Source organism: Phytobacter massiliensis JC163 (genome assembly GCF_000321045.1).
GTDB classification, from domain to species: Bacteria; Pseudomonadota; Gammaproteobacteria; order Enterobacterales; family Enterobacteriaceae; genus Phytobacter_A; species Phytobacter_A massiliensis.
This window is the reverse complement of the sequence record NZ_HE578946.1, coordinates 23,727-42,734: the sequence shown is the minus strand read 5'-3', so window position 1 is coordinate 42,734 and position 19,008 is coordinate 23,727. Positions and strand designations below refer to the sequence as shown.

At 56.2% G+C, this 19,008-nt stretch carries 16 protein-coding genes; 9 read left to right on the top strand and 7 right to left on the bottom strand.

The window, feature by feature from the left end; genetic code table 11:
• Positions 1–28: 28 nt before the first annotated feature.
• The 6 genes from yhdP to mreB form a co-directional block, all read right to left on the bottom strand.
• Positions 29–3,838, bottom strand: a complete 3,810-nt coding sequence (yhdP, locus tag ENTHG_RS10615) for an AsmA2 domain-containing protein YhdP (RefSeq protein WP_044179487.1) — start codon at positions 3,836–3,838, stop codon at positions 29–31.
• 36 nt (positions 3,839–3,874) lie between these two features.
• Positions 3,875–5,344, bottom strand: coding sequence for a ribonuclease G (gene rng / locus ENTHG_RS10610; RefSeq protein ID WP_044179484.1), 1,470 nt, complete (start codon positions 5,342–5,344; stop codon positions 3,875–3,877).
• Entirely contained in the window at positions 5,334–5,927 is a 594-nt protein-coding gene (locus ENTHG_RS10605; RefSeq protein WP_044179480.1) for a Maf family protein, read from the bottom strand. Before ENTHG_RS10605 ends, rng begins: the two co-directional genes overlap by 11 nt.
• Positions 5,928–5,934: 7 nt before the next feature.
• Positions 5,935–6,423 (bottom strand): rod shape-determining protein MreD, encoded by a 489-nt coding sequence (gene mreD, locus ENTHG_RS10600; RefSeq protein WP_044179478.1) that lies wholly within the window; start codon positions 6,421–6,423, stop codon positions 5,935–5,937.
• Positions 6,423–7,421 carry a rod shape-determining protein MreC gene (mreC, locus tag ENTHG_RS10595; protein ID WP_044179476.1) on the bottom strand — a complete coding sequence of 333 codons (999 nt, stop codon included), beginning with the start codon at positions 7,419–7,421 and terminating at the stop codon, positions 6,423–6,425. Before mreC ends, mreD begins: the two co-directional genes overlap by 1 nt.
• Before the next feature lie 64 nt (positions 7,422–7,485).
• Positions 7,486–8,529 carry a rod shape-determining protein MreB gene (mreB, locus tag ENTHG_RS10590; protein ID WP_000913396.1) on the bottom strand — a complete coding sequence of 348 codons (1,044 nt, stop codon included), beginning with the start codon at positions 8,527–8,529 and terminating at the stop codon, positions 7,486–7,488.
• On the opposite strand from mreB, the gene ENTHG_RS25465 reads away from it, so the two are divergent.
• A complete protein-coding gene (locus ENTHG_RS25465) occupies positions 8,498–8,827 on the top strand; it encodes a hypothetical protein (protein ID WP_161624523.1) in 330 nt (109 codons plus the stop codon). The two genes, mreB and ENTHG_RS25465, sit on opposite strands and share 32 nt — an antisense overlap.
• Positions 8,828–8,835: 8 nt before the next feature.
• Here the strand turns inward: ENTHG_RS25465 and csrD are convergent, their stop codons facing one another.
• Positions 8,836–10,776 (bottom strand): RNase E specificity factor CsrD, encoded by a 1,941-nt coding sequence (csrD, locus tag ENTHG_RS10585; RefSeq protein ID WP_044179474.1) that lies wholly within the window; start codon positions 10,774–10,776, stop codon positions 8,836–8,838.
• 282 nt (positions 10,777–11,058) lie between these two features.
• On the opposite strand from csrD, the gene msrP reads away from it, so the two are divergent.
• The 8 genes from msrP (at position 11,059) to dusB (ending at position 18,994) form a co-directional block, all read left to right on the top strand.
• Positions 11,059–12,054, top strand: a complete 996-nt coding sequence (msrP, locus tag ENTHG_RS10580; protein WP_044179472.1) for a protein-methionine-sulfoxide reductase catalytic subunit MsrP — start codon at positions 11,059–11,061, stop codon at positions 12,052–12,054.
• Complete coding sequence (gene msrQ / locus ENTHG_RS10575) at positions 12,055–12,654, top strand: protein-methionine-sulfoxide reductase heme-binding subunit MsrQ (protein ID WP_044179470.1); 600 nt, start codon at positions 12,055–12,057, stop codon at positions 12,652–12,654.
• Positions 12,655–13,156: 502 nt separating this feature from the next.
• Positions 13,157–13,627, top strand: a complete 471-nt coding sequence (gene accB / locus ENTHG_RS10570; protein ID WP_044179466.1) for an acetyl-CoA carboxylase biotin carboxyl carrier protein — start codon at positions 13,157–13,159, stop codon at positions 13,625–13,627.
• A 10-nt stretch (positions 13,628–13,637) separates the two neighbouring features.
• Positions 13,638–14,987, top strand: a complete 1,350-nt coding sequence (gene accC / locus ENTHG_RS10565; RefSeq protein WP_044179464.1) for an acetyl-CoA carboxylase biotin carboxylase subunit — start codon at positions 13,638–13,640, stop codon at positions 14,985–14,987.
• Between the two features lie 108 nt (positions 14,988–15,095).
• Entirely contained in the window at positions 15,096–15,338 is a 243-nt protein-coding gene (locus ENTHG_RS10560) for a YhdT family protein (RefSeq protein ID WP_044179461.1), read from the top strand.
• On the top strand, positions 15,328–16,773 hold the full coding sequence (gene panF / locus ENTHG_RS10555) for a sodium/pantothenate symporter (protein ID WP_044179458.1): 1,446 nt from the start codon (positions 15,328–15,330) through the stop codon (positions 16,771–16,773). The genes ENTHG_RS10560 and panF overlap by 11 nt, the downstream gene beginning before the upstream one ends.
• A 14-nt stretch (positions 16,774–16,787) precedes the next feature.
• On the top strand, positions 16,788–17,669 hold the full coding sequence (gene prmA, locus ENTHG_RS10550; RefSeq protein ID WP_044179455.1) for a 50S ribosomal protein L11 methyltransferase: 882 nt from the start codon (positions 16,788–16,790) through the stop codon (positions 17,667–17,669).
• A gap of 359 nt (positions 17,670–18,028) precedes the next feature.
• A complete protein-coding gene (dusB, locus tag ENTHG_RS10545; RefSeq protein ID WP_044179453.1) occupies positions 18,029–18,994 on the top strand; it encodes a tRNA dihydrouridine synthase DusB in 966 nt (321 codons plus the stop codon).
• Positions 18,995–19,008 lie beyond the last annotated feature (14 nt).

The following is a 19,008-nucleotide window of genomic DNA, read 5'->3' as shown; positions in this document are numbered from 1 at the left end:
CTTGAGGCAATTCGCTGACCACGTCAAATCATTGCTTTTTATCTGTTCGCGGCTGGCGCATGACTTCATTAATCTGCGGTTTATCTACCGGCCCGGTGATCTGATAGCGCAGAATAGAGACTTTATTCCACAGCGGCCCCAGCACCTTACTGGCCGCGAACACCGCCGCGCCGACAATGGGGTTAACCGCAAACGCGGCCGCAACGCCCACGGTGGCGGAGATCTCCGGCGCGACAACCGCTTCGATATCAAGCTCGCGGCGAACCAGATCAACCGACCCTTTCAGGGCGATATCCGCCTCCAGGCCATCCACCAGCGTCTCATCGGTATGCAGCATACCGTCTTTAATCCATGCGGTGCTGCGAATGGAATCGAAGTAGAAGCCGTCATTGCTAAAGGTATCGCTGAAATCAAAACGCAATTTGCGCAGCAGCGCGTCCACGCTGAAAAGGCGTAGCAGCTGCCCGGCATGGCCGGTGCTGATATCAGTAATATCGCCTTTGCCAAGGCGGGTCCGTAAAATACCGTTAAGCGATGCTTCCTCTGGTTGCCACGGCGTGCTGCGCCAGTGCAAATCGTAATTCACATCGAAAGGCGCGTTGCGCACCGGCGTAGAGATGCCGAAGAAGTTCATCGCCGAATCAATTTTGTCGCCGTGCAGCGCGCCTTTAATGGAGGTGCGTTCGTCACCCTGGCGGTTAACCCACTCCCCCTCGGCGGTGAGCCGCGCGAAACCGATATCCACCAGCCCCTTCGCCAGGCTGAGGGTGTCATCCTTAACGGCGAAATCGCCCTCTATGCGGCCATATTTCTGCCCCCACAACCAGCACTCCGCACAGCGGAGCTGTAGATCGGGCCAGCCGGAAAAGTCCAGCTGCGACGCGCCCTTAAACAGGGTATCGGGAGACGAAATATCGTTATCATTCGCAGCGGCGGCCGACGGATTGTAATAGAGGTAGCGAATCGCCGCCTGCCACGGCGCATTATCGCGCAGGGTCAGCGTGGCGTTGATCTCGCGCCCCTGCGCCTCAACCACGGAGCCAGCCAGCTGCGGCTGGGCGACAATGCTGAGGTTGTTCCACTGCTGCCCGCCGAGGGTCAGCGCCGGGGTGCGCAGCGTTACCCGGGAAGGGAACTCGGTGTTGCTGCTGACATTATTCGCAACCCCCTGACGGAACAGCCCCAGCCACTGCGCGCCATCCATCGGCGGCAGGTTTAACTCTACTCCGGCCTGTTGAGGCAGCGGCGGCACCGTGCGGCTATCTGAGGCCCAGATAGCCCTGTCCAGCGTGAGCTTCTGGTTGAGCAGCCAGCGGCTGTTAAAGTGGTTATCGCCCCCGGCGCTGCCCGTCAGATCAAAGCTGCGCAGGTTCCCTTTAACGTTCAGCTTCACCGGCAACGATTTGCCCGCCGGCTTATCAAGCGGTGACGGTAGCTGGCTGGCGAGATTTTTTAAATCGCCTTCGATATCTACCCCATAACGCGCGCCAGCGTGGTAGGGCAAGTCGATATTCACTTTCCCTTTCCAGCCCATGCTGCCGCTTAGCGCCTTGCTGACCTGCGGCGGCAGAACGCCGAGGCGCGCGGGCTGCCAGTTACCGTTCAGGTTCACCGCCACCTGATAGGCTTTTTCACCTTCGGTGGTGGTGAAATCCAGATTGAGCGGCTGGTTAAACCAGGTGGCGCGCAGCGGCTCGCTTTTCAGGTTGCCGTTCACAAAGCTGAATTTACCGCTCAGGTCGTGGACCGTGCTGTTAAGGGGTTTGATAAACAGTGTATTGCGGTTCAGCGCCACATCGCCTTCGGCGGTGGTCATCTCGCCGTCGAGGGGAATATCGAGATGCAAGCGAGCGCTCACATCGCCATCAAGCTGTAGCTCATCCAGCGCGGCGGCGAGGGTATCGTCCAGCGGCGTCTCTTTGAAATAAGGCCCAACCGCCTTGCCCGGCCCGTTAATGTCGGCGTCAATCAGCAGCTTCTCTTTGATGTAGTCCGGGATTACGGCGGTCAGATTGCTGGCCTTAACGCCGCCGAGCGCCACTTCGTCTGATTTCATCCACAGACCGTCGTTGATGAAATCGAGATCGATGGCAAAATTTTTCAGCGCGGGCCAGCCCGGCTGGAAGGCAAACGTGGCGTTGCGCAGCGGCACCAGGACTTCAAACTGCCCTTCATTATGCTTGTAGGGGAAGAGATGCGGGTTGCCGCCATAGACCAGCGTGGCGTTCTCCGTCTGGCCGCCCTGAATCGCGCCGCTGAGGTAATCCACCAGCTTTTTGCCCATTAAATTTTCCGGGAAATAACGCCAGGCCTGTCCGGCATCGCTGACGTTTATCCCCGCGAGAATACCGAGCCAGGGCTCATCGCCTTCCGGCTGCAGGTAACGAAAGTCGCCACGGGCATGGATAGCATTGGCCTGAACGTCAATATTGCGCCCATCAAGCTGCAGCCCGCGCGCATCTTTTTGCCAGTTAAGGGTGGCGACGCCTTTTTCGATCTCCAGCGGCGCGCGAAACACCGTGGCGTAGGGCATTTTCGCCTGCGCGATCTCGGCGGTGACCCGGCCATCCTCTACGCTGCCTGACAGCGTGCCGGAAAGGTTCTCGACGCCCGGCAGCAGCTGCCACTGACGCCAGGAGATATTTTTCCAGCTTGCCTGAAAACGGGTTTTTTCGGTGGCCTGCAGAGGAATATCCAGCGCCAGGCGCTCAAGTGACCCTGCGGGCTGCATCGTACGCCATACCTCGCCGAGCGCAGGAGAGAGCTTTTCGGCAATCGGCAGCGCGCCTTTCAACGCGTCGAGTTCAATATTGTTCGCCCGCACGCGAAGCTCATCGCTACGCACGCCATCGGGGCCGCCCGCCTCCTGAGCAGGCACCCAGGCAAGCGACAGCGCCCCCTGCGGCCAGGGGCGATCGTCTAAGGTAATTCGCGTCACGGGGATGTCGAACTGCCACCCCTGCTGCTGACGGGAGACGTGCGCCGTCAGGTTGTCTACCGCCAGCCGATGGGTGGTTTTATCCCCCTGCCAGCTGGCACCCCCTTTTTTCAGCCAGACGTCGCCGCTCTCGATATCGCCTTTATTAAGCGTCATCCAGCCCTCAAGGCTAAAGCGGGCCGTATCAAGGGCGATATTGTCCTGCATCCATTTGCCAAGCCAGGGCTTAACGTCGATATCGTCCGCCTGCAGCCAGACCCGCCCGTTATTCAGCAGCCCGTTATCATCCCGCAGATCCATACGCACCTGCATGATGCCATGCTGCCCGGTCAGGCTGGAGAGGCTCACCTGCCCCTCCGCACGGTGGCGATCGGCGCTGTTAAGCCAGGTTAACTGTGGAATGGCGAGCTCGGCGCGCTGGCCGGACAGAGTCAGGAAGCTGAGACGGCTGTCGCGCAGATCGAAGTGATCGAACTGGCGCAGAAAGAGATCGCTGATACGATCGCTGGCCGGGCTTTCGCCGTCTTCATTACGCTGTATCGGGGTGTTGGTACGCGCCGCAAGCTGGTAAAAGGTGAGATCGCGAAACTGCGGGCGCAGATGCAGCAGGCTTTGCCATACATCCAGCGCCAGCGTGACGCGTTTAATCGAGAGATAGCCGCCGTCTTTCAGGCGGGCGTTGATATCGCGGACATCGAGGTTCGGCCCGTAGTTTTCCCAGCTCGCCTGCAGGCTGCTGGCTTCCACGGCAATGCCGGTTTCCGCCTCGATTTTGGCCAGAATCGCCGGACGCCAGCTGTCCAGATGGGGCAGCATAAGGCGCAGACCGCTTACCAACAACGCCACGATAACAATCAGCGTTGCCCCTGTAAGCAGTAAAATCCCCGGCAATCGCCTCACGCACTTCTCCTTGTTAAAACCACGGGGCGTCAGCCCTTACATCATCACCACATCAAACTGCTCCTGATTATAGAGCGGCTCAATTTGTACTTTTACCTGCTTGCCGACGAAGATTTCCACTTCGGCCAGCGCGTGCGACTCTTCCCCTTTCAGGGTTTCCGCCACCGCAGGAGAAGCATAGACCAGGAAGCGATCCGAGTCGTAGGCATGATGCACGCGCACAATTTCGCGCATGATTTCGTAGCAGACGGTTTCCACCGTTTTCACCGTGCCGCGTCCGTGGCAAGTTGGGCATTCATTACACAGCACATGCTCTACGCTCTCTCTGGTACGCTTACGCGTCATTTCTACCAGACCAAGCTGTGAGAAGCCGTTAATGCTGGTTTTCACCCGATCTTTACTCAACGCCTGCTCCAGCGAATGCAGCACGCGGCGGCGGTGGTCTTCATTATTCATGTCGATAAAATCGATGATAATGATCCCGCCCAGGTTGCGCAGGCGAAGCTGACGGGCGATGGCCTGCGTGGCCTCGATATTGGTGTTAAAGATGGTATCGTCGAGGTTACGGTGGCCGACAAACGCGCCAGTGTTGATATCCACCGTGGTCATCGCTTCGGTCTGATCGATAATCAAATAGCCGCCCGATTTCAACTCGACTTTGCGCTCAAGCGCCCGCTGGATCTCATTCTCGACATCGAAAAGATCGAAGATCGGCTGACGACCGCTGTAGTGCTCCAGCTTGCTGGTCATCTCAGGGATATACTCCGCCGTGAACTCCTGTAACGCTTCATAGGTAAGGCGGGAGTCGACGCGGATACGATCGAGATGGGCATCGGCGAAATCACGCAGCACGCGCTGCGCCAGCGCCAGCTCGCCATAGAGCTTGCAGCGGGTTTGATGGCGCTTTTTACGCTCCATCACTTTAGTCCAGACGCGCTTGAGATAGGCCGCATCGGCGGCGAGATCTTCTTCGCAGACCCCTTCCGCGGCGGTGCGGATGATAAATCCACCCTGCTCGTCGCAATAGGCGGCCACCACCTGTTTTAAACGCTCGCGTTCCGCTTCGCTTTCAATGCGTTGCGAAACGCCGACGTGCGACGCGCCGGGCATAAATACCAGGTAACGGGAAGGCAGGGTGATATCCGTGGTCAGGCGCGCGCCTTTGGTGCCCAGCGGATCTTTCACCACCTGGACCATTAAATCCTGCCCCTGACGTACCAGCTCAGAGATATCGCGTACGGTGAAGTTCTTTTGCTCTTCCCCCGCGACGCATTCGGTATGGGGCATGATGTCCGAAGCGTGAAGAAAGGCCGCCTTATCCAGGCCAATATCTACAAAAGCCGCCTGCATACCCGGCAGTACGCGACTGACACGGCCTTTGTAGATATTGCCCACGATCCCGCGTCGCGCCTCGCGCTCGATGTGGATCTCCTGCAATATGCCGCCATCGATATAGGCCACACGTGTTTCCGATGGCGTGACATTGACTAACAATTCAGCCGTCATGATTCTCTCTTCCCTCGCGTAACGCATTAAAATTGCTCAACAATTCCCAGGTCTCCACCAGCGGCAAGCCGACCACCGCATGATAGCTGCCATTAATTTTTCTGACGAAGCAGCCGCCGAGCCCCTGTATTCCATATGCGCCAGCCTTGTCCAGCGGCTCGCCGCTGGCCACGTAGCCGGTAATATCTTTTTCGGAAAGCGTACGGAAGGTCACCTCCGTCATCACCAGGCAATCCAGCAGATGCTGGCGATCCGCCAGCGCCACCGCCGTCATCACCTGATGGGTTTGACCGGAGAGCTGCCGTAGCATTTTAGCAGCATGCGAGGAGTCCTTCGGTTTTTCAAGCACTTCACCATTAAATATGACAATGGTGTCCGCGCCGAGTACCGGCAAATCGCGCGGCGCCATCGCCACGCCCGCCTGCGCTTTTTCCCGCGCCAGCCGCACTACGTATTGTTGCGCGCTCTCCGCCACACCACGCTGCTCCTCAATACCGGGGACAATTCGTTCGAAGCTGACGCCCAGCTGAGTGAGCAGTTCCTGACGACGCGGGGAACCAGAGGCAAGCCAGATATCTGTCATAAAAACCTTATTGCACGGCAAACTGCTGACGAATTTTACGCATTAACAGGAAGAGCCACGGCCAGAGCAGGCCATTAACAAAGCTGCTCCAGAAAATCTCAGGTTTAAACGAGACGTTAATCACCAGGAATTCAGCCCAGAAGACGATAACTTCGGTCGCCAGCGATAACACCATCACCATCAGCGCCTGTTGCCAGAGCGCCAGATTGCGAAACAGCTGAAACTTAAGCGCCACCAGATAGGCGATGATGCTCAACGATAACGCGCGTACGCCAAGCGTGGAGCCGCTAATCAGATCCAGTATGGCACCCATCACGAAACCCGTACCGACATTTACGCGATGCGGCAACGCCAGGATCCAGTACAGCAGAATGAGCAAAACCCAATTTGGCCGGTAGACAAGGATGTCGTCCGGCCAGGGCATAACCTGAAGCAGCAGAGCAATAAGAAACGAGAGCCAGATAACCCAGCGCCCCTGGCTACGGTAACTTGCCACTATTGGCCTCCCCGGCTGCCCTGAGCAGGCGGCGCGGCGATACCGGTTGCCGGTGCAGGGATCGGCGCAGGCGGCCCCATGGCATCAGGCGACGGCAAAACTTGCGGCATCATCTGCATTAAACGCTCGTTCGCCACGCGGTGTACCTCTTCCGGCGTCATAGGATTGGAGCCATTCCGATCGGCTCCCCACAGCAGCAGCAGATAACGCAGACGCTGTAAGCCAGCGGTTGGGCGCGCCTGAATAACGGTATAGGCGCGCTGGGTATCCAGCTTCACGGAGGAGACCACCCCAACCGGATATCCCTCAGGGAAACGCCCGCCCAGCCCGGAGGTCACCAGCACGTCGCCCACGCGAATATCCGTGTTGGCGGGAAGGTGTTCCAGCTGCAGGTCGTCGGTGCAGCCGTTACCGGCGGCAATCACCCGAATATCGTTACGCAATACCTGGATCGGCAGCGCGTGCGTGGCATCGCAAATCAACAGCACCCGGCTGGTTAATTTCGCAACGGCGACCACCTGGCCGACCACGCCTTTATCGCTGATGACCGGCTGACCTTCGTACACGCCATTCACGCTGCCTTTATCGATAACCACCTGGTCGCTATAAGGGTCGTTCACCGTGGAGATGACCTGCGTCACCATTTTTTGTTCGTCCTGGCGCAGCGGCGAACCCAGCAGCTCGCGCAGACGCGCGTTCTCCTGTTTGTATTGACCTAACATCAGCAGTTCGCTGTTTTTCAGCAGTAACTCCTGACGCAATGCCCGGTTTTCAAGCTCAAGTTGATCGCGCGAGGAGAGCGTTTGCGACACGCTGTCCAGTAATTCGCGGGGACCGTTGGATATAAAGTAGAAGGGGCTGACGGCAGTATCCATGTACGTTCTGATTTGACTGAACGTACCGAGGCGGCTGTCGGCAATGATAACTCCAAGCGCCACCAGCACCGCCAGGAAAAGGCGAATCTGTAGCGACGGGCCACGGCTAAAAATTGGCTTCATAGGCTTTGCGTATTCTCAGGCCAGGCAGATTCGGAGCACATTCGCGCTCCGAACCTGACGCAGACTACTCTTCGCTGAACAAATCGCCGCCGTGCATATCGATCATTTCCAGCGCCTTGCCGCCGCCACGGGCTACGCAAGTCAGTGGATCTTCTGCAACTACGACAGGAATACCTGTCTCTTCCATTAACAGGCGGTCGAGGTTACGCAGCAATGCGCCACCACCGGTCAGAACCATACCGCGCTCAGAAATATCAGATGCCAGCTCCGGCGGGCACTGCTCAAGGGCGACCATGACGGCGCTCACGATGCCGGTCAGCGGTTCCTGCAGCGCTTCGAGGATTTCATTGGAGTTCAGGGTAAAGCCGCGCGGAACGCCTTCCGCCAGGTTACGGCCACGGACTTCGATTTCGCGGACTTCATCGCCCGGATAAGCCGAACCGATTTCATGTTTGATACGCTCTGCGGTCGCTTCACCGATAAGCGAGCCGTAGTTACGGCGCACATAATTGATGATGGCTTCATCAAAGCGGTCGCCGCCGATGCGTACGGAAGAAGAATAGACCACGCCGTTGAGGGAGATAACGGCTACTTCGGTTGTACCGCCGCCGATATCAACCACCATGGAGCCGGTTGCTTCGGAAACCGGAAGACCCGCACCAATTGCTGCTGCCATCGGCTCTTCAATCAGGAATACTTCACGGGCGCCAGCGCCCTGGGCGGATTCACGAATAGCGCGACGTTCAACCTGGGTCGCGCCGACCGGTACGCAGACCAGCACGCGCGGGCTCGGACGCATGAAGCTGTTGCTGTGCACCTGTTTGATAAAGTGCTGCAGCATTTTTTCCGTCACGAAGAAGTCGGCAATAACGCCGTCTTTCATGGGGCGAATGGCAGCAATATTGCCCGGAGTACGCCCAAGCATCTGCTTCGCATCATGACCAACCGCAGCCACGCTTTTCGGCGAACCGGCACGATCCTGACGAATGGCCACAACGGAAGGCTCATTCAATACGATGCCTTGTCCTTTTACATAAATGAGGGTATTCGCGGTACCCAGGTCAATGGACAGGTCATTGGAAAACATGCCACGAAATTTTTTCAACATACTAAGGGATAATCCTGAAAGCTGGGGCGGAAAACAAAATCCGCTTACTTTACCAACCACGCGCAGCAGCGACAAGGCGGAAAAATCATCTGCTGCGGTGAAAATTAGTGCAGTTTGTTTCCTTTGTTACAAACACCCCAGCCTCCTTACGGAAGGAATATCGAATGGAGCATTCCCTGCCCTGCGTTTGCAACCTGTCAAAGGTAAAAACTTGCGTTCACGCTGCGGCATTCTGGCGGGCAGACAAGCACACCCCCATACGATACAGCGCGCGTTATTCTACGTGAAAAAGGCTTAAACGGCAGTTCAAACCGAGTATCTTTGCGAATATTTTTTCACGCTGGTATCAAGCGGCTGAGACGAGGCAAAAAAATCGCCCTGACCGCCGGAGACACCGCGTTCAACCAGCGTCTGCCATTCGCCGCGCGAGCGGACGCCGGTGGCAAAAACCCGCGTGCGCGTTCCTTTGCAGGCTTCCACCAGGCTTTGAACCAGCAGCTGGTTTTCCGTGCGTTTTTCAATATTCCTGACCAGCCCCGGATGAAGCTTCAACAGCTCCACCTCCAGCGCTTTAATCCAGCTGGTGCTGACCAGTGTGAGACCCGCTTGTGTGACAGCCACTCGCGCGCCCAACGCGTTAATTAACCGCACCACCGGTTGTAACCGGCTGATGTGTTGACAAACATCTGCCTCGGCAAGTTCAATAATAATCCGACTTCGCTGCGATTTTTCGCACTGCATCAAGGTATCGCGCAGCCAGCGCTGAAAACGTGGGCGAATCAACGACTCTACCATCACCTGCAGCGCAAGGGTCTCTTCCGGCCAGAAACGTAAAAAAGAGATAAGGCGGCTAACCTGCTGCCGGTCGTACTCTTCCGACAGACCAAACTGCAACACCATCGGCATATATTCTGCCGCAATCACCTCTTGCTCGCCGTCGTAGATGCGGCACATCAGCTCACGGTGATGCACCATACCCTCACGGTTGACCGCCGGTTTCTGGTACACCCGCGGGCCGCCGCGGCTTAGCATCTGTTCGATGAGGGTGCGCCAGCGCACGTTGCCGCGCCCCTGCTCCGGCAGGGAATCGTCATAGACGGACCAGCTGTTCCCCCCTTGCAATCCGGCATTACGGGCCGCCGCTTCCGCATGCTCCATCACCTGCTCGGTCGACTGGCCGCTACGCCAGGCACAGATGCCAATATGAATCATATCTTCCCAGACGAGCATCTTACTGGGCGGCAGCCCTTCCACCGCCTTTAAGATTTGCCCGGCGATACTTTCCGCCTCTTTAAGCGTGCGATGGGGGAGCAGAACGGCAAAATCGCTGCGGTAGTAACGCGCCAGCAGCGCCCCCGGGTAGCGCATAATAAATGTCGACAGCAGGTTAACCAGCATAAAGAGGTGGTCTTCCACCGCCGGTTTTCCCCAACTGTCACGCAGCAGATCAAAATCAGGCAGGCGGATCATCATAACGACGCCGTATGCGCCAACTTTCTCCTGGTCTTCCAACAGCGTCGCCAGCTGGTTGTCGAAGAAGAGCCGGTTATTGAGGCCGGTTTTGGTATCCTGGGCGACATAAGAGCGGATCATCGTGTCGATATGGCTACGCTGCTCGCTGGCAAAGTGGATTTCAGAAAGCAGTACATCCAGCGCGCTGCTGGCGCGTGAAGGCCATTCATGAATGGAACCGCGCACCCGTGCGCCACGCTCACCGTTAAGAATGCGGGTAGCGCGCATCTCCAGTAATTCCTGACCCGAAAGCTGACGCCGCAGCCAGCGCACCGACAGAAAAATGATAACAATCATAAAGCCGATCGCGAGGGTCAGCGGCACTGTATTCGCCAGCGAACTGAAATAGTGGGCCATCGGATCCTGGTAGAGCATGGTGATGGTCATACCGGGGTTCTTGATTGAATCAACCTGCAGTTTACGGTATTGATAGGCGCTGCCCGCGGGGCGGTAAGTGCTGTTGCGGGTATGTTCAAGAATGGTCTTTTGCCCCTGACGCACCTCGACGCTGACAATATCGACGGGCACCATCAGTTCATCCAGCCGGGTTAACAGAATCTCAGGCGGCATAGTGATCAAACGCGTGTCCACCACCGCCGCGACCGAGTGCACGCGGTTGGCGACTTTTTGCTGGATCGCGTTATAAAAGCTTAACGAACAGCCAAACAGGGTGACGAATATCGCCAGGCCCGTTAGCAGCGTTAAAAAAGCGGAAAATCTCGTCGTTAATCGCATCCTTGTGTTAACTCCGTCGTGTAAAAGAACAAGGCGCAATGACCTGCCGAATGCAGAGTAAGCGCTAACTTGCAAAACGAGACGGCATACTAACAGTCCTGCCGCGTCTGGCAACCCGTATTGCGCCTGAATATGCGAGTATAGTTCGCAGATTTTTTTTGCCAATCTTCGCGGGCACCCGCTTTCCAGCGCTTTTTTCAATGATTAGTAACACACTCTTGTTAGCGTTTTGTTAACGTTTCCACCATGATTAAAGAGCTAGGGTAGAGGATGACATGAAAGATGAAAAAACTGACCGAAGCCGATGTCACCGCGGAAGCGGTTTTCCTGCTGCAACGTCGGCAGATCCTAAAGACGTTGGGAATCAGCGCCGCGGCGCTCACGCTTGCCCCTGCCGCGCGGGCCGATCTGCTGGACTGGTTTAAAGGCAACGACCGTCCTAAAGCCCCCTCAGGCAGACCGCTGGAATTCAGTAAGCCCGAACAGTGGCGAAGCACCCTCGCCTTAACGCCGGAAGATAAAGTCACCGGCTATAACAACTTCTATGAGTTCGGACTCGATAAAGCCGATCCGGCCGCCAACGCCGGGAGCATGAAAACGATGCCCTGGACGTTGAAAATCGACGGTGAAGTGGCGAAACCCCTGACGCTCGATTACGACGATCTGACGAAAAAGTTTCCGCTTGAGGAGCGCATCTACCGAATGCGCTGCGTGGAGGCCTGGTCAATGGTTGTCCCCTGGATTGGCTTCCCGCTGCATAAGCTGCTGACGCTGGTCGAACCCACCAGCAAGGCCAAATATGTGGCTTTTCAGACGCTCTACGCGCCTGACGATATGCCCGGACAAAAGGACAGGTTTATCGGCGGCGGCCTGGAATACCCCTATGTAGAAGGCTTACGCATCGACGAAGCCATGCATCCGCTCACCCTGCTATCTGTTGGGGTTTACGGTAAAGCGCTGCCGCCGCAAAACGGCGCGCCGATCCGCCTGACCGTACCGTGGAAATACGGTTTTAAAGGCATTAAATCCATTGTCAGTATTAAACTGACCGAAAAGCGCCCGCCCACCACGTGGAATCTCGCCGCGCCCGACGAGTACGGTTTTTATGCAAACGTTAACCCGCACGTCGATCACCCTCGCTGGTCGCAGGCGACCGAGCGTTTTATTGGTTCAGGCGGTATTCTTGATGTAAAAAGGCAGCCGACGCTGCTCTTTAACGGCTACGCCGAGGACGTCGCTTCGCTGTATCGCGGTTTAGATTTGCGGGAGAGTTTTTGAGTGCGCTTAACGCTAAAACAGATTAGCTGGCTGAAAGTAGTGCTGCATCTGGCGGGCTTCCTGCCGTTTGTCTGGTTATTCTGGGCGGCATCGCAGGGCTATTTCAGCGCCGATCCGGCCAAGGATATTCAGCATTTTACCGGCAGAATGGCGCTCAAATTTCTGTTAGCCAGCCTGCTGGTCACTCCCCTCGCGCGCTATGGTCGTCAGCCGCTGCTGATCCGCACCCGCCGTCTGTTAGGGCTATGGTGTTTTGCATGGGCGACGCTCCATCTGACCAGCTATGCGCTACTGGAATTAGGGATTAACAACCTGCTTTTACTGGGCAGCGAACTCGTCTCGCGCCCCTATCTGATGCTTGGCATCGTCAGCTGGCTGATCCTGCTCGCGCTTGCCGCCACGTCTACTCAGTGGGCGCAGCGAAAATTGGGCAGACGCTGGCAACAGTTGCATAACTTCGTCTATCTTGTGGCGATCCTCGCATCCGTTCATTACCTGTGGTCGGTGAAGATCCTGTCGCCCCAGCCGCTCGTCTATGCCGCCATCGCATTTGCCTTATTAGCGTTGCGATACAAGAAGTTCCGTCAGTGGTGGCGTTAATGATTCGTTATGTGCTGTTCTCCGCAGTTCCCTTATCAATTACTGTTATAGCGCTAATAGCGGTTGATAATCTTCCCTGATAAGACCAGTATTTAGCTGCCAAATGCTACGAAATCGTTATAATGTGCGACTTTGGTTTTGCCGACGGGGTTTTTAGGACTCTGAAAAGGTGACAACCACGCAATCAAGGTATATGTTGTTTTTTACCGATAAATTGCAGGAGATACCGGCACAATGGCGCGCAGATTGCGGATTTTGCTTTTTGAACGCAGCCATTTTAACATGCCGGAAACAGACGGCTGAAAAGGCCCGCACCGTTCACATTGCAGTTCGCTTTTTATGCAGTGTTAGTACGCATGAACCTTTTCGTTTCCGCCCAGTCTCTATGAAATCGCTGCTGACGCCAGCACCCCTGTTTCGGCGTCGCAGCTATTCACACGCTTTACAGACGGCGGTAAAACGCCTGTCACAATCAAACTAAACAAGAGTACGGAACCCACTCATGGATATTCGTAAGATTAAAAAACTGATCGAACTGGTTGAAGAATCAGGCATCGCTGAACTGGAAATTTCTGAAGGCGAAGAGTCTGTACGCATCAGCCGCGCACCGGCGAACACGGGCTTCCCGGTGATGCAGCAAGCTTATGCGGCTCCGGTTATGCAGCAGCCTGCGCTTGCAGGCGCGGTCGCTCCGGCGGCTCCGGCCCCGGCGGCAGAACCTGCGGCTGCGCAAATCAGTGGTCACATCGTACGTTCCCCGATGGTCGGGACCTTCTACCGCACGCCGAGCCCGGACGCGAAAGCGTTCTGCGAAGTTGGCCAGAAAGTCAACGTAGGCGACACCCTGTGCATCGTTGAAGCCATGAAAATGATGAACCAGATCGAAGCTGACAAAGCGGGCGTAGTAAAAGCCATTCTGGTTGAAAGTGGCCAACCGGTTGAATTTGACGAGCCGCTGGTCGTCATCGAATAACGAGGCGCACATGCTGGATAAAATTGTTATCGCTAACCGTGGCGAGATCGCACTGCGTATTCTTCGTGCCTGTAAAGAGCTGGGCATTAAGACGGTCGCCGTGCACTCCACCGCGGATCGCGATTTAAAACATGTACTGTTGGCGGATGAGACGGTCTGTATCGGGCCAGCCCCGTCCGTAAAAAGCTATCTGAATATCCCCGCGATTATCAGCGCCGCTGAAATCACCGGCGCGGTAGCGATTCACCCCGGCTACGGCTTCCTCTCCGAGAACGCCAACTTTGCCGAGCAGGTTGAGCAGTCCGGCTTTATCTTTATTGGCCCGAAAGCCGATACCATCCGTCTGATGGGCGATAAAGTGTCTGCCATCACCGCCATGAAAAAAGCGGGCGTACCGACCGTACCGGGCTCTGACGGCCCGCTGGGCGACGATATGGATAAAAACCGCGCCCATGCTAAACGTATCGGCTACCCGGTTATTATCAAAGCCTCCGGCGGCGGCGGCGGTCGCGGTATGCGCGTCGTGCGCAGCGACACCGATCTGGCCCAGTCCATCTCCATGACCCGTGCGGAAGCGAAAGCCGCTTTCAACAACGACATGGTGTATATGGAAAAATACCTGGAAAATCCGCGTCACATTGAGATCCAGGTACTGGCCGACGGCCAGGGCAACGCGATTTATCTGGCAGAGCGCGACTGCTCCATGCAGCGTCGCCACCAGAAAGTCGTTGAAGAAGCGCCGGCGCCGGGCATCACCCCGGAACTGCGTCGCTATATCGGCGAGCGCTGCGCGAAAGCGTGCGTGGATATCGGCTATCGCGGGGCGGGTACGTTCGAGTTCCTGTTCGAAAACGGCGAGTTCTACTTCATTGAGATGAACACCCGTATTCAGGTAGAGCACCCGGTAACCGAGATGATCACCGGCGTAGACCTGATTAAAGAGCAGCTGCGTATCGCTGCCGGTCAGCCGCTGTCCATCAAACAGGAAGAGGTGCAGGTTCGTGGTCATGCGGTAGAGTGCCGTATTAACGCCGAAGATCCGAATACCTTCCTGCCGAGCCCGGGTAAAATTACCCGCTTCCACGCGCCGGGCGGTTTCGGCGTGCGCTGGGAGTCTCATATTTACGCCGGTTACACCGTACCGCCGTACTATGACTCCATGATCGGTAAGCTTATCTGCTATGGCGAAAACCGTGATGTGGCTATCGCCCGCATGCGTAACGCGCTGCAGGAGCTGATCATCGATGGCATTAAAACCAACGTCGATCTGCAAACCCGCATCATGAACGACGAGAACTTCCAGCATGGTGGTACCAATATCCACTATCTGGAGAAAAAACTTGGACTGCAGGAAAAATAGTTCTGCATTCCCAGCAAGAGGCCGGATTTTCCGGCCTTTTTTATTTCTGGGGCGACCCCAGGCGCGTAAGGTACAATCCCCACTTTCTTCATCCACAAGGGACAAACAATGGACAAGCGTTTTGTTCAGGCCCATAAAGAGGCGCGCTGGGCGCTGTGGCTGACCCTTCTTTATCTGGCTGCATGGTTAGTGGCCGCTTACTTACCAGATTCGACGCTGGGTTTTACCGGGCTTCCACACTGGTTTGAGATGGCCTGCCTGCTGCTGCCGCTGGTCTTTATTGTGCTCTGCTGGGCGATGGTGAAGTTTATCTATCGCGATATTTCGCTGGAGGATGACGATGCAGCTTGAAGTGATTCTGCCGCTGGTCGCCTATCTGGTTGTGGTATTCGGCCTGTCGCTATACGCCATGAAAAAGCGCCACACCGGCACATTCCTCAACGAGTATTTTCTTGGCAGCCGCTCTATGGGCGGTGTCGTGCTGGCGATGACCCTGACCGCCACCTATATCAGCGCCAGCTCCTTTATCGGCGGGCCGGGCGCGGCCTATAAATATGGCCTGGGATGGGTGCTGCTGGCGATGATCCAACTGCCTGCAATCTGGCTCTCGCTGGGGATTCTGGGGAAAAAGTTCGCCATCCTTGCGCGGCGATATAACGCCGTGACGCTTAACGATATGCTCTTCGCCCGCTATCAGAGCCGCGTGCTGGTGTGGCTGGCAAGCCTGAGCCTGTTGGTGGCGTTTATCGGCGCGATGACGGTGCAGTTTATCGGCGGCGCGCGTTTGCTGGAGACGGCGGCAGGGATTCCATATGAGACCGGCCTGTTGATTTTCGGGGTCAGCATCGCGCTTTATACCGCTTTCGGCGGTTTTCGCGCCAGCGTCCTTAATGACACCCTGCAGGGGCTGGTCATGCTGATAGGCACGATTGTCTTGCTGGTAGGGATTGTTCACGCCGCCGGCGGGTTAGGCCATGCCGTTGAAACCTTACAGACCATCGATCCGAAACTGATTTCCCCTCAGGGCGCGGATGATATTCTATCTCCCGCCTTTATGACCTCCTTCTGGGTGCTGGTGTGCTTTGGCGTCATTGGGCTGCCCCATACCGCCGTGCGCTGTATCTCGTACAAAGACAGTAAAGCCGTCCACCGGGGAATGATCATTGGCACTGTCGTCGTCGCTATCCTGATGTTTGGCATGCACCTGGCCGGCGCGCTGGGGCGGGCGGTGATCCCCGACCTGACCGTGCCGGATCTGGTGATCCCTACCCTGATGGTCAAAGTGCTGCCTCCCTTTGCCGCCGGGATCTTTCTGGCGGCGCCAATGGCGGCGATCATGTCGACGATCAACGCCCAACTGCTGCAAAGTTCCGCTACGATCATTAAAGATCTCTACCTGAATCTGCGCCCTGAGCAGATGAATAACGAGCGGCGGCTCAAGCGTATGTCGTCGGCCATTACGCTGCTGCTGGGCCTGTTGCTGCTGCTGGCCGCCTGGCGTCCGCCTGAAATGATTATCTGGCTGAACCTGTTAGCGTTTGGCGGGCTTGAGGCCGTTTTCTTATGGCCGCTGGTGCTGGGGCTGTACTGGGAGCGCGCCAACGCCGCTGGCGCGTTGAGCGCCATGGTCGTCGGCGGCGTGCTGTATGCCGTGCTGGCGACGTTAAAAATTCAGTATCTGAACCTTCATCCGATTGTGCCGTCGCTGGTGATTAGCCTGCTGGCGTTTCTTATCGGTAACCGTTTTGGCCGCTCCGTTGCCGGGGCGGATACATTGAGTGAATAAATAAAGAGTTTCCTATGCCGTGGATCCAACTGAAGTTAAATACCTCCGGCGCTAACGCCGAAGAGCTAAGCGATGCGCTAATGGAAGCGGGCGCCGTATCCATCACGTTTCAGGATACGCACGACACGCCGGTGTTTGAGCCGCTACCGGGCGAAACGCGCCTGTGGGGCGATACCGATGTTATCGGCCTGTTCGATGCCGAAACCGACATGAAAGAGGTGGTGGCGATACTGGCGCATCATCCTCTGCTTGGCGCAGGCTTCGCGCATAAAATCGAACAGCTGGAAGATAAAGACTGGGAGCGCGAATGGATGGATAACTTTCATCCGATGCGCTTTGGCGAGCGCCTGTGGATCTGCCCAAGCTGGCGCGACGTGCCGGATGCGAATGCGGTCAACGTCATGCTCGACCCTGGCCTTGCGTTCGGGACAGGTACGCACCCAACGACCTCCCTGTGTCTGCAATGGCTGGACGAGTTGGATTTAGCAGGCAAAACCGTTATCGATTTTGGCTGCGGCTCCGGCATCCTCGCCATCGCGGCCCTTAAGCTGGGCGCGGCGAAGGCGATCGGTATCGATATCGACCCGCAGGCTATCCAGGCAAGCCGTGACAACGCCGAGCGCAACGGCGTCTCTGAGCGCCTGGAGCTTTATCTGCCGAAAGACCAGCCAGAAGCGATGCAGGCGGACGTGGTGGTCGCGAATATTCTGGCTGGCCCGTTACGCGAGCTTGCGCCGCTTATCAGCGTACTGCCTGTTTCAGGGGGCCTGCTGGGCCTTTCTGGCATCCTCGCCAGCCAGGCGGAGAGCGTATGCGAAGCCTATAACGAGACTTTTGCGCTTGATGCCGTGGTGGAAAAAGAGGAGTGGTGCCGTATTACCGGGACTAAAAAGTAAGCGTAACGGCATACTGTGACGGCTACGTCATATTCATCAGCATAATGCTCCGAAAGGTGAAAATGGGAGTGAGATCTCATTTTCACCATGGTTTTTGGCGATTAAAACAGCAAATTATGCCGTCCGGACCGCCCTCTCTTTAAGAAAAAACAAGAAGTTTTACGAATTTATATTTGCTCACAAATCAATCGTAATTGCTTAACACCATGATTTTAATAAAATAATATTTTGACGTAATCGCACAGACCGGGATTCATTGATCTACGACAGTGGATTGCTCAAAGTTTGGCCTTTCATCTCGTGCAAAAAATGCGTAATATACGCCGCCTTGCAGTCACAGTATGGTCATTTCTTAACTCATGCGCATCGGAAACCACCAGCTCAGAAACCGCCTTATCGCAGCGCCAATGGCTGGCATTACCGACAGACCCTTTCGTACCTTATGTTACGAGATGGGAGCGGGGTTGACCGTATCCGAGATGATGTCCTCCAACCCGCAGGTTTGGGAGAGCGATAAGTCCAGGTTACGTATGGTGCATATTGATGAGCCCGGTATTCGTACCGTGCAAATTGCTGGGAGCGACCCGGAAGAGATGGCGCAAGCCGCGCGTATCAATGTGGAAAGCGGCGCCCAAATTATTGATATCAATATGGGCTGTCCGGCCAAAAAAGTGAATCGTAAGCTTGCGGGCTCGGCCCTGCTGCAGTACCCGGATCTGGTGGAGTCTATCCTGACCGCGGTAGTGAAGGCAGTGGATGTTCCCGTCACGCTAAAGACGCGTACCGGCTGGGCTGTGGAACACCGTAACTGTGTAAAGATTGCCCAACTGGCTGAAGACTGTGGCATTCAGGCTCTGACCATTCACGGACGCACCCGCGCCTGTTTGTTCAACGGAGAAGCTGAATACGACAGCATTCGGGCAGTTAAGCAGAAAGTTTCCATTCCGGTTATCGCGAATGGCGACATTACTGACCCGCTTAAAGCCAGAGCTGTGCTCGACTATACGGGGGCGGATGCCCTGATGATAGGCCGCGCAGCTCAGGGAAGACCCTGGATCTTTCGGGAAATCCAGCATTATCTGGACACTGGGGAGTTGCTCCCGCCTCTGCCTCTGGCAGAAGTTAAGCGCTTGCTTTGTGCGCATGTTCGGGAATTGCATGACTTTTACGGTCAGGCAAAGGGGTACCGAATTGCGCGTAAACACGTCTCCTGGTATCTCCAGGAGCACGCTCCAAATGACCAGTTTCGGCGCACATTCAACGCCATTGAGGATGCCAGCGAACAGCTGGAGGCGTTGGAGGCATACTTCGAAAATTTTGCGTAATAGAAATAAAGAGC

What these genes read in the sequence shown, in the direction of transcription:
- ENTHG_RS10605 (WP_044179480.1), bottom strand. Translation starts at nt 5,927, where the DNA reads ATGACAGATATCTGGCTTGCCTCTGGTTCCCCGCGTCGTCAGGAACTG.
- ENTHG_RS10560 (WP_044179461.1), top strand. Translation starts at nt 15,096, where the DNA reads ATGGACAAGCGTTTTGTTCAGGCCCATAAAGAGGCGCGCTGGGCGCTG.
- panF (WP_044179458.1), top strand. Translation starts at nt 15,328, where the DNA reads ATGCAGCTTGAAGTGATTCTGCCGCTGGTCGCCTATCTGGTTGTGGTA.
- mreC (WP_044179476.1), bottom strand. Translation starts at nt 7,421, where the DNA reads ATGAAGCCAATTTTTAGCCGTGGCCCGTCGCTACAGATTCGCCTTTTC.
- rng (WP_044179484.1), bottom strand. Translation starts at nt 5,344, where the DNA reads ATGACGGCTGAATTGTTAGTCAATGTCACGCCATCGGAAACACGTGTG.
- csrD (WP_044179474.1), bottom strand. Translation starts at nt 10,776, where the DNA reads ATGCGATTAACGACGAGATTTTCCGCTTTTTTAACGCTGCTAACGGGC.
- accB (WP_044179466.1), top strand. Translation starts at nt 13,157, where the DNA reads ATGGATATTCGTAAGATTAAAAAACTGATCGAACTGGTTGAAGAATCA.
- prmA (WP_044179455.1), top strand. Translation starts at nt 16,788, where the DNA reads ATGCCGTGGATCCAACTGAAGTTAAATACCTCCGGCGCTAACGCCGAA.
- dusB (WP_044179453.1), top strand. Translation starts at nt 18,029, where the DNA reads ATGCGCATCGGAAACCACCAGCTCAGAAACCGCCTTATCGCAGCGCCA.
- msrP (WP_044179472.1), top strand. Translation starts at nt 11,059, where the DNA reads ATGAAAAAACTGACCGAAGCCGATGTCACCGCGGAAGCGGTTTTCCTG.
- mreB (WP_000913396.1), bottom strand. Translation starts at nt 8,529, where the DNA reads ATGTTGAAAAAATTTCGTGGCATGTTTTCCAATGACCTGTCCATTGAC.
- accC (WP_044179464.1), top strand. Translation starts at nt 13,638, where the DNA reads ATGCTGGATAAAATTGTTATCGCTAACCGTGGCGAGATCGCACTGCGT.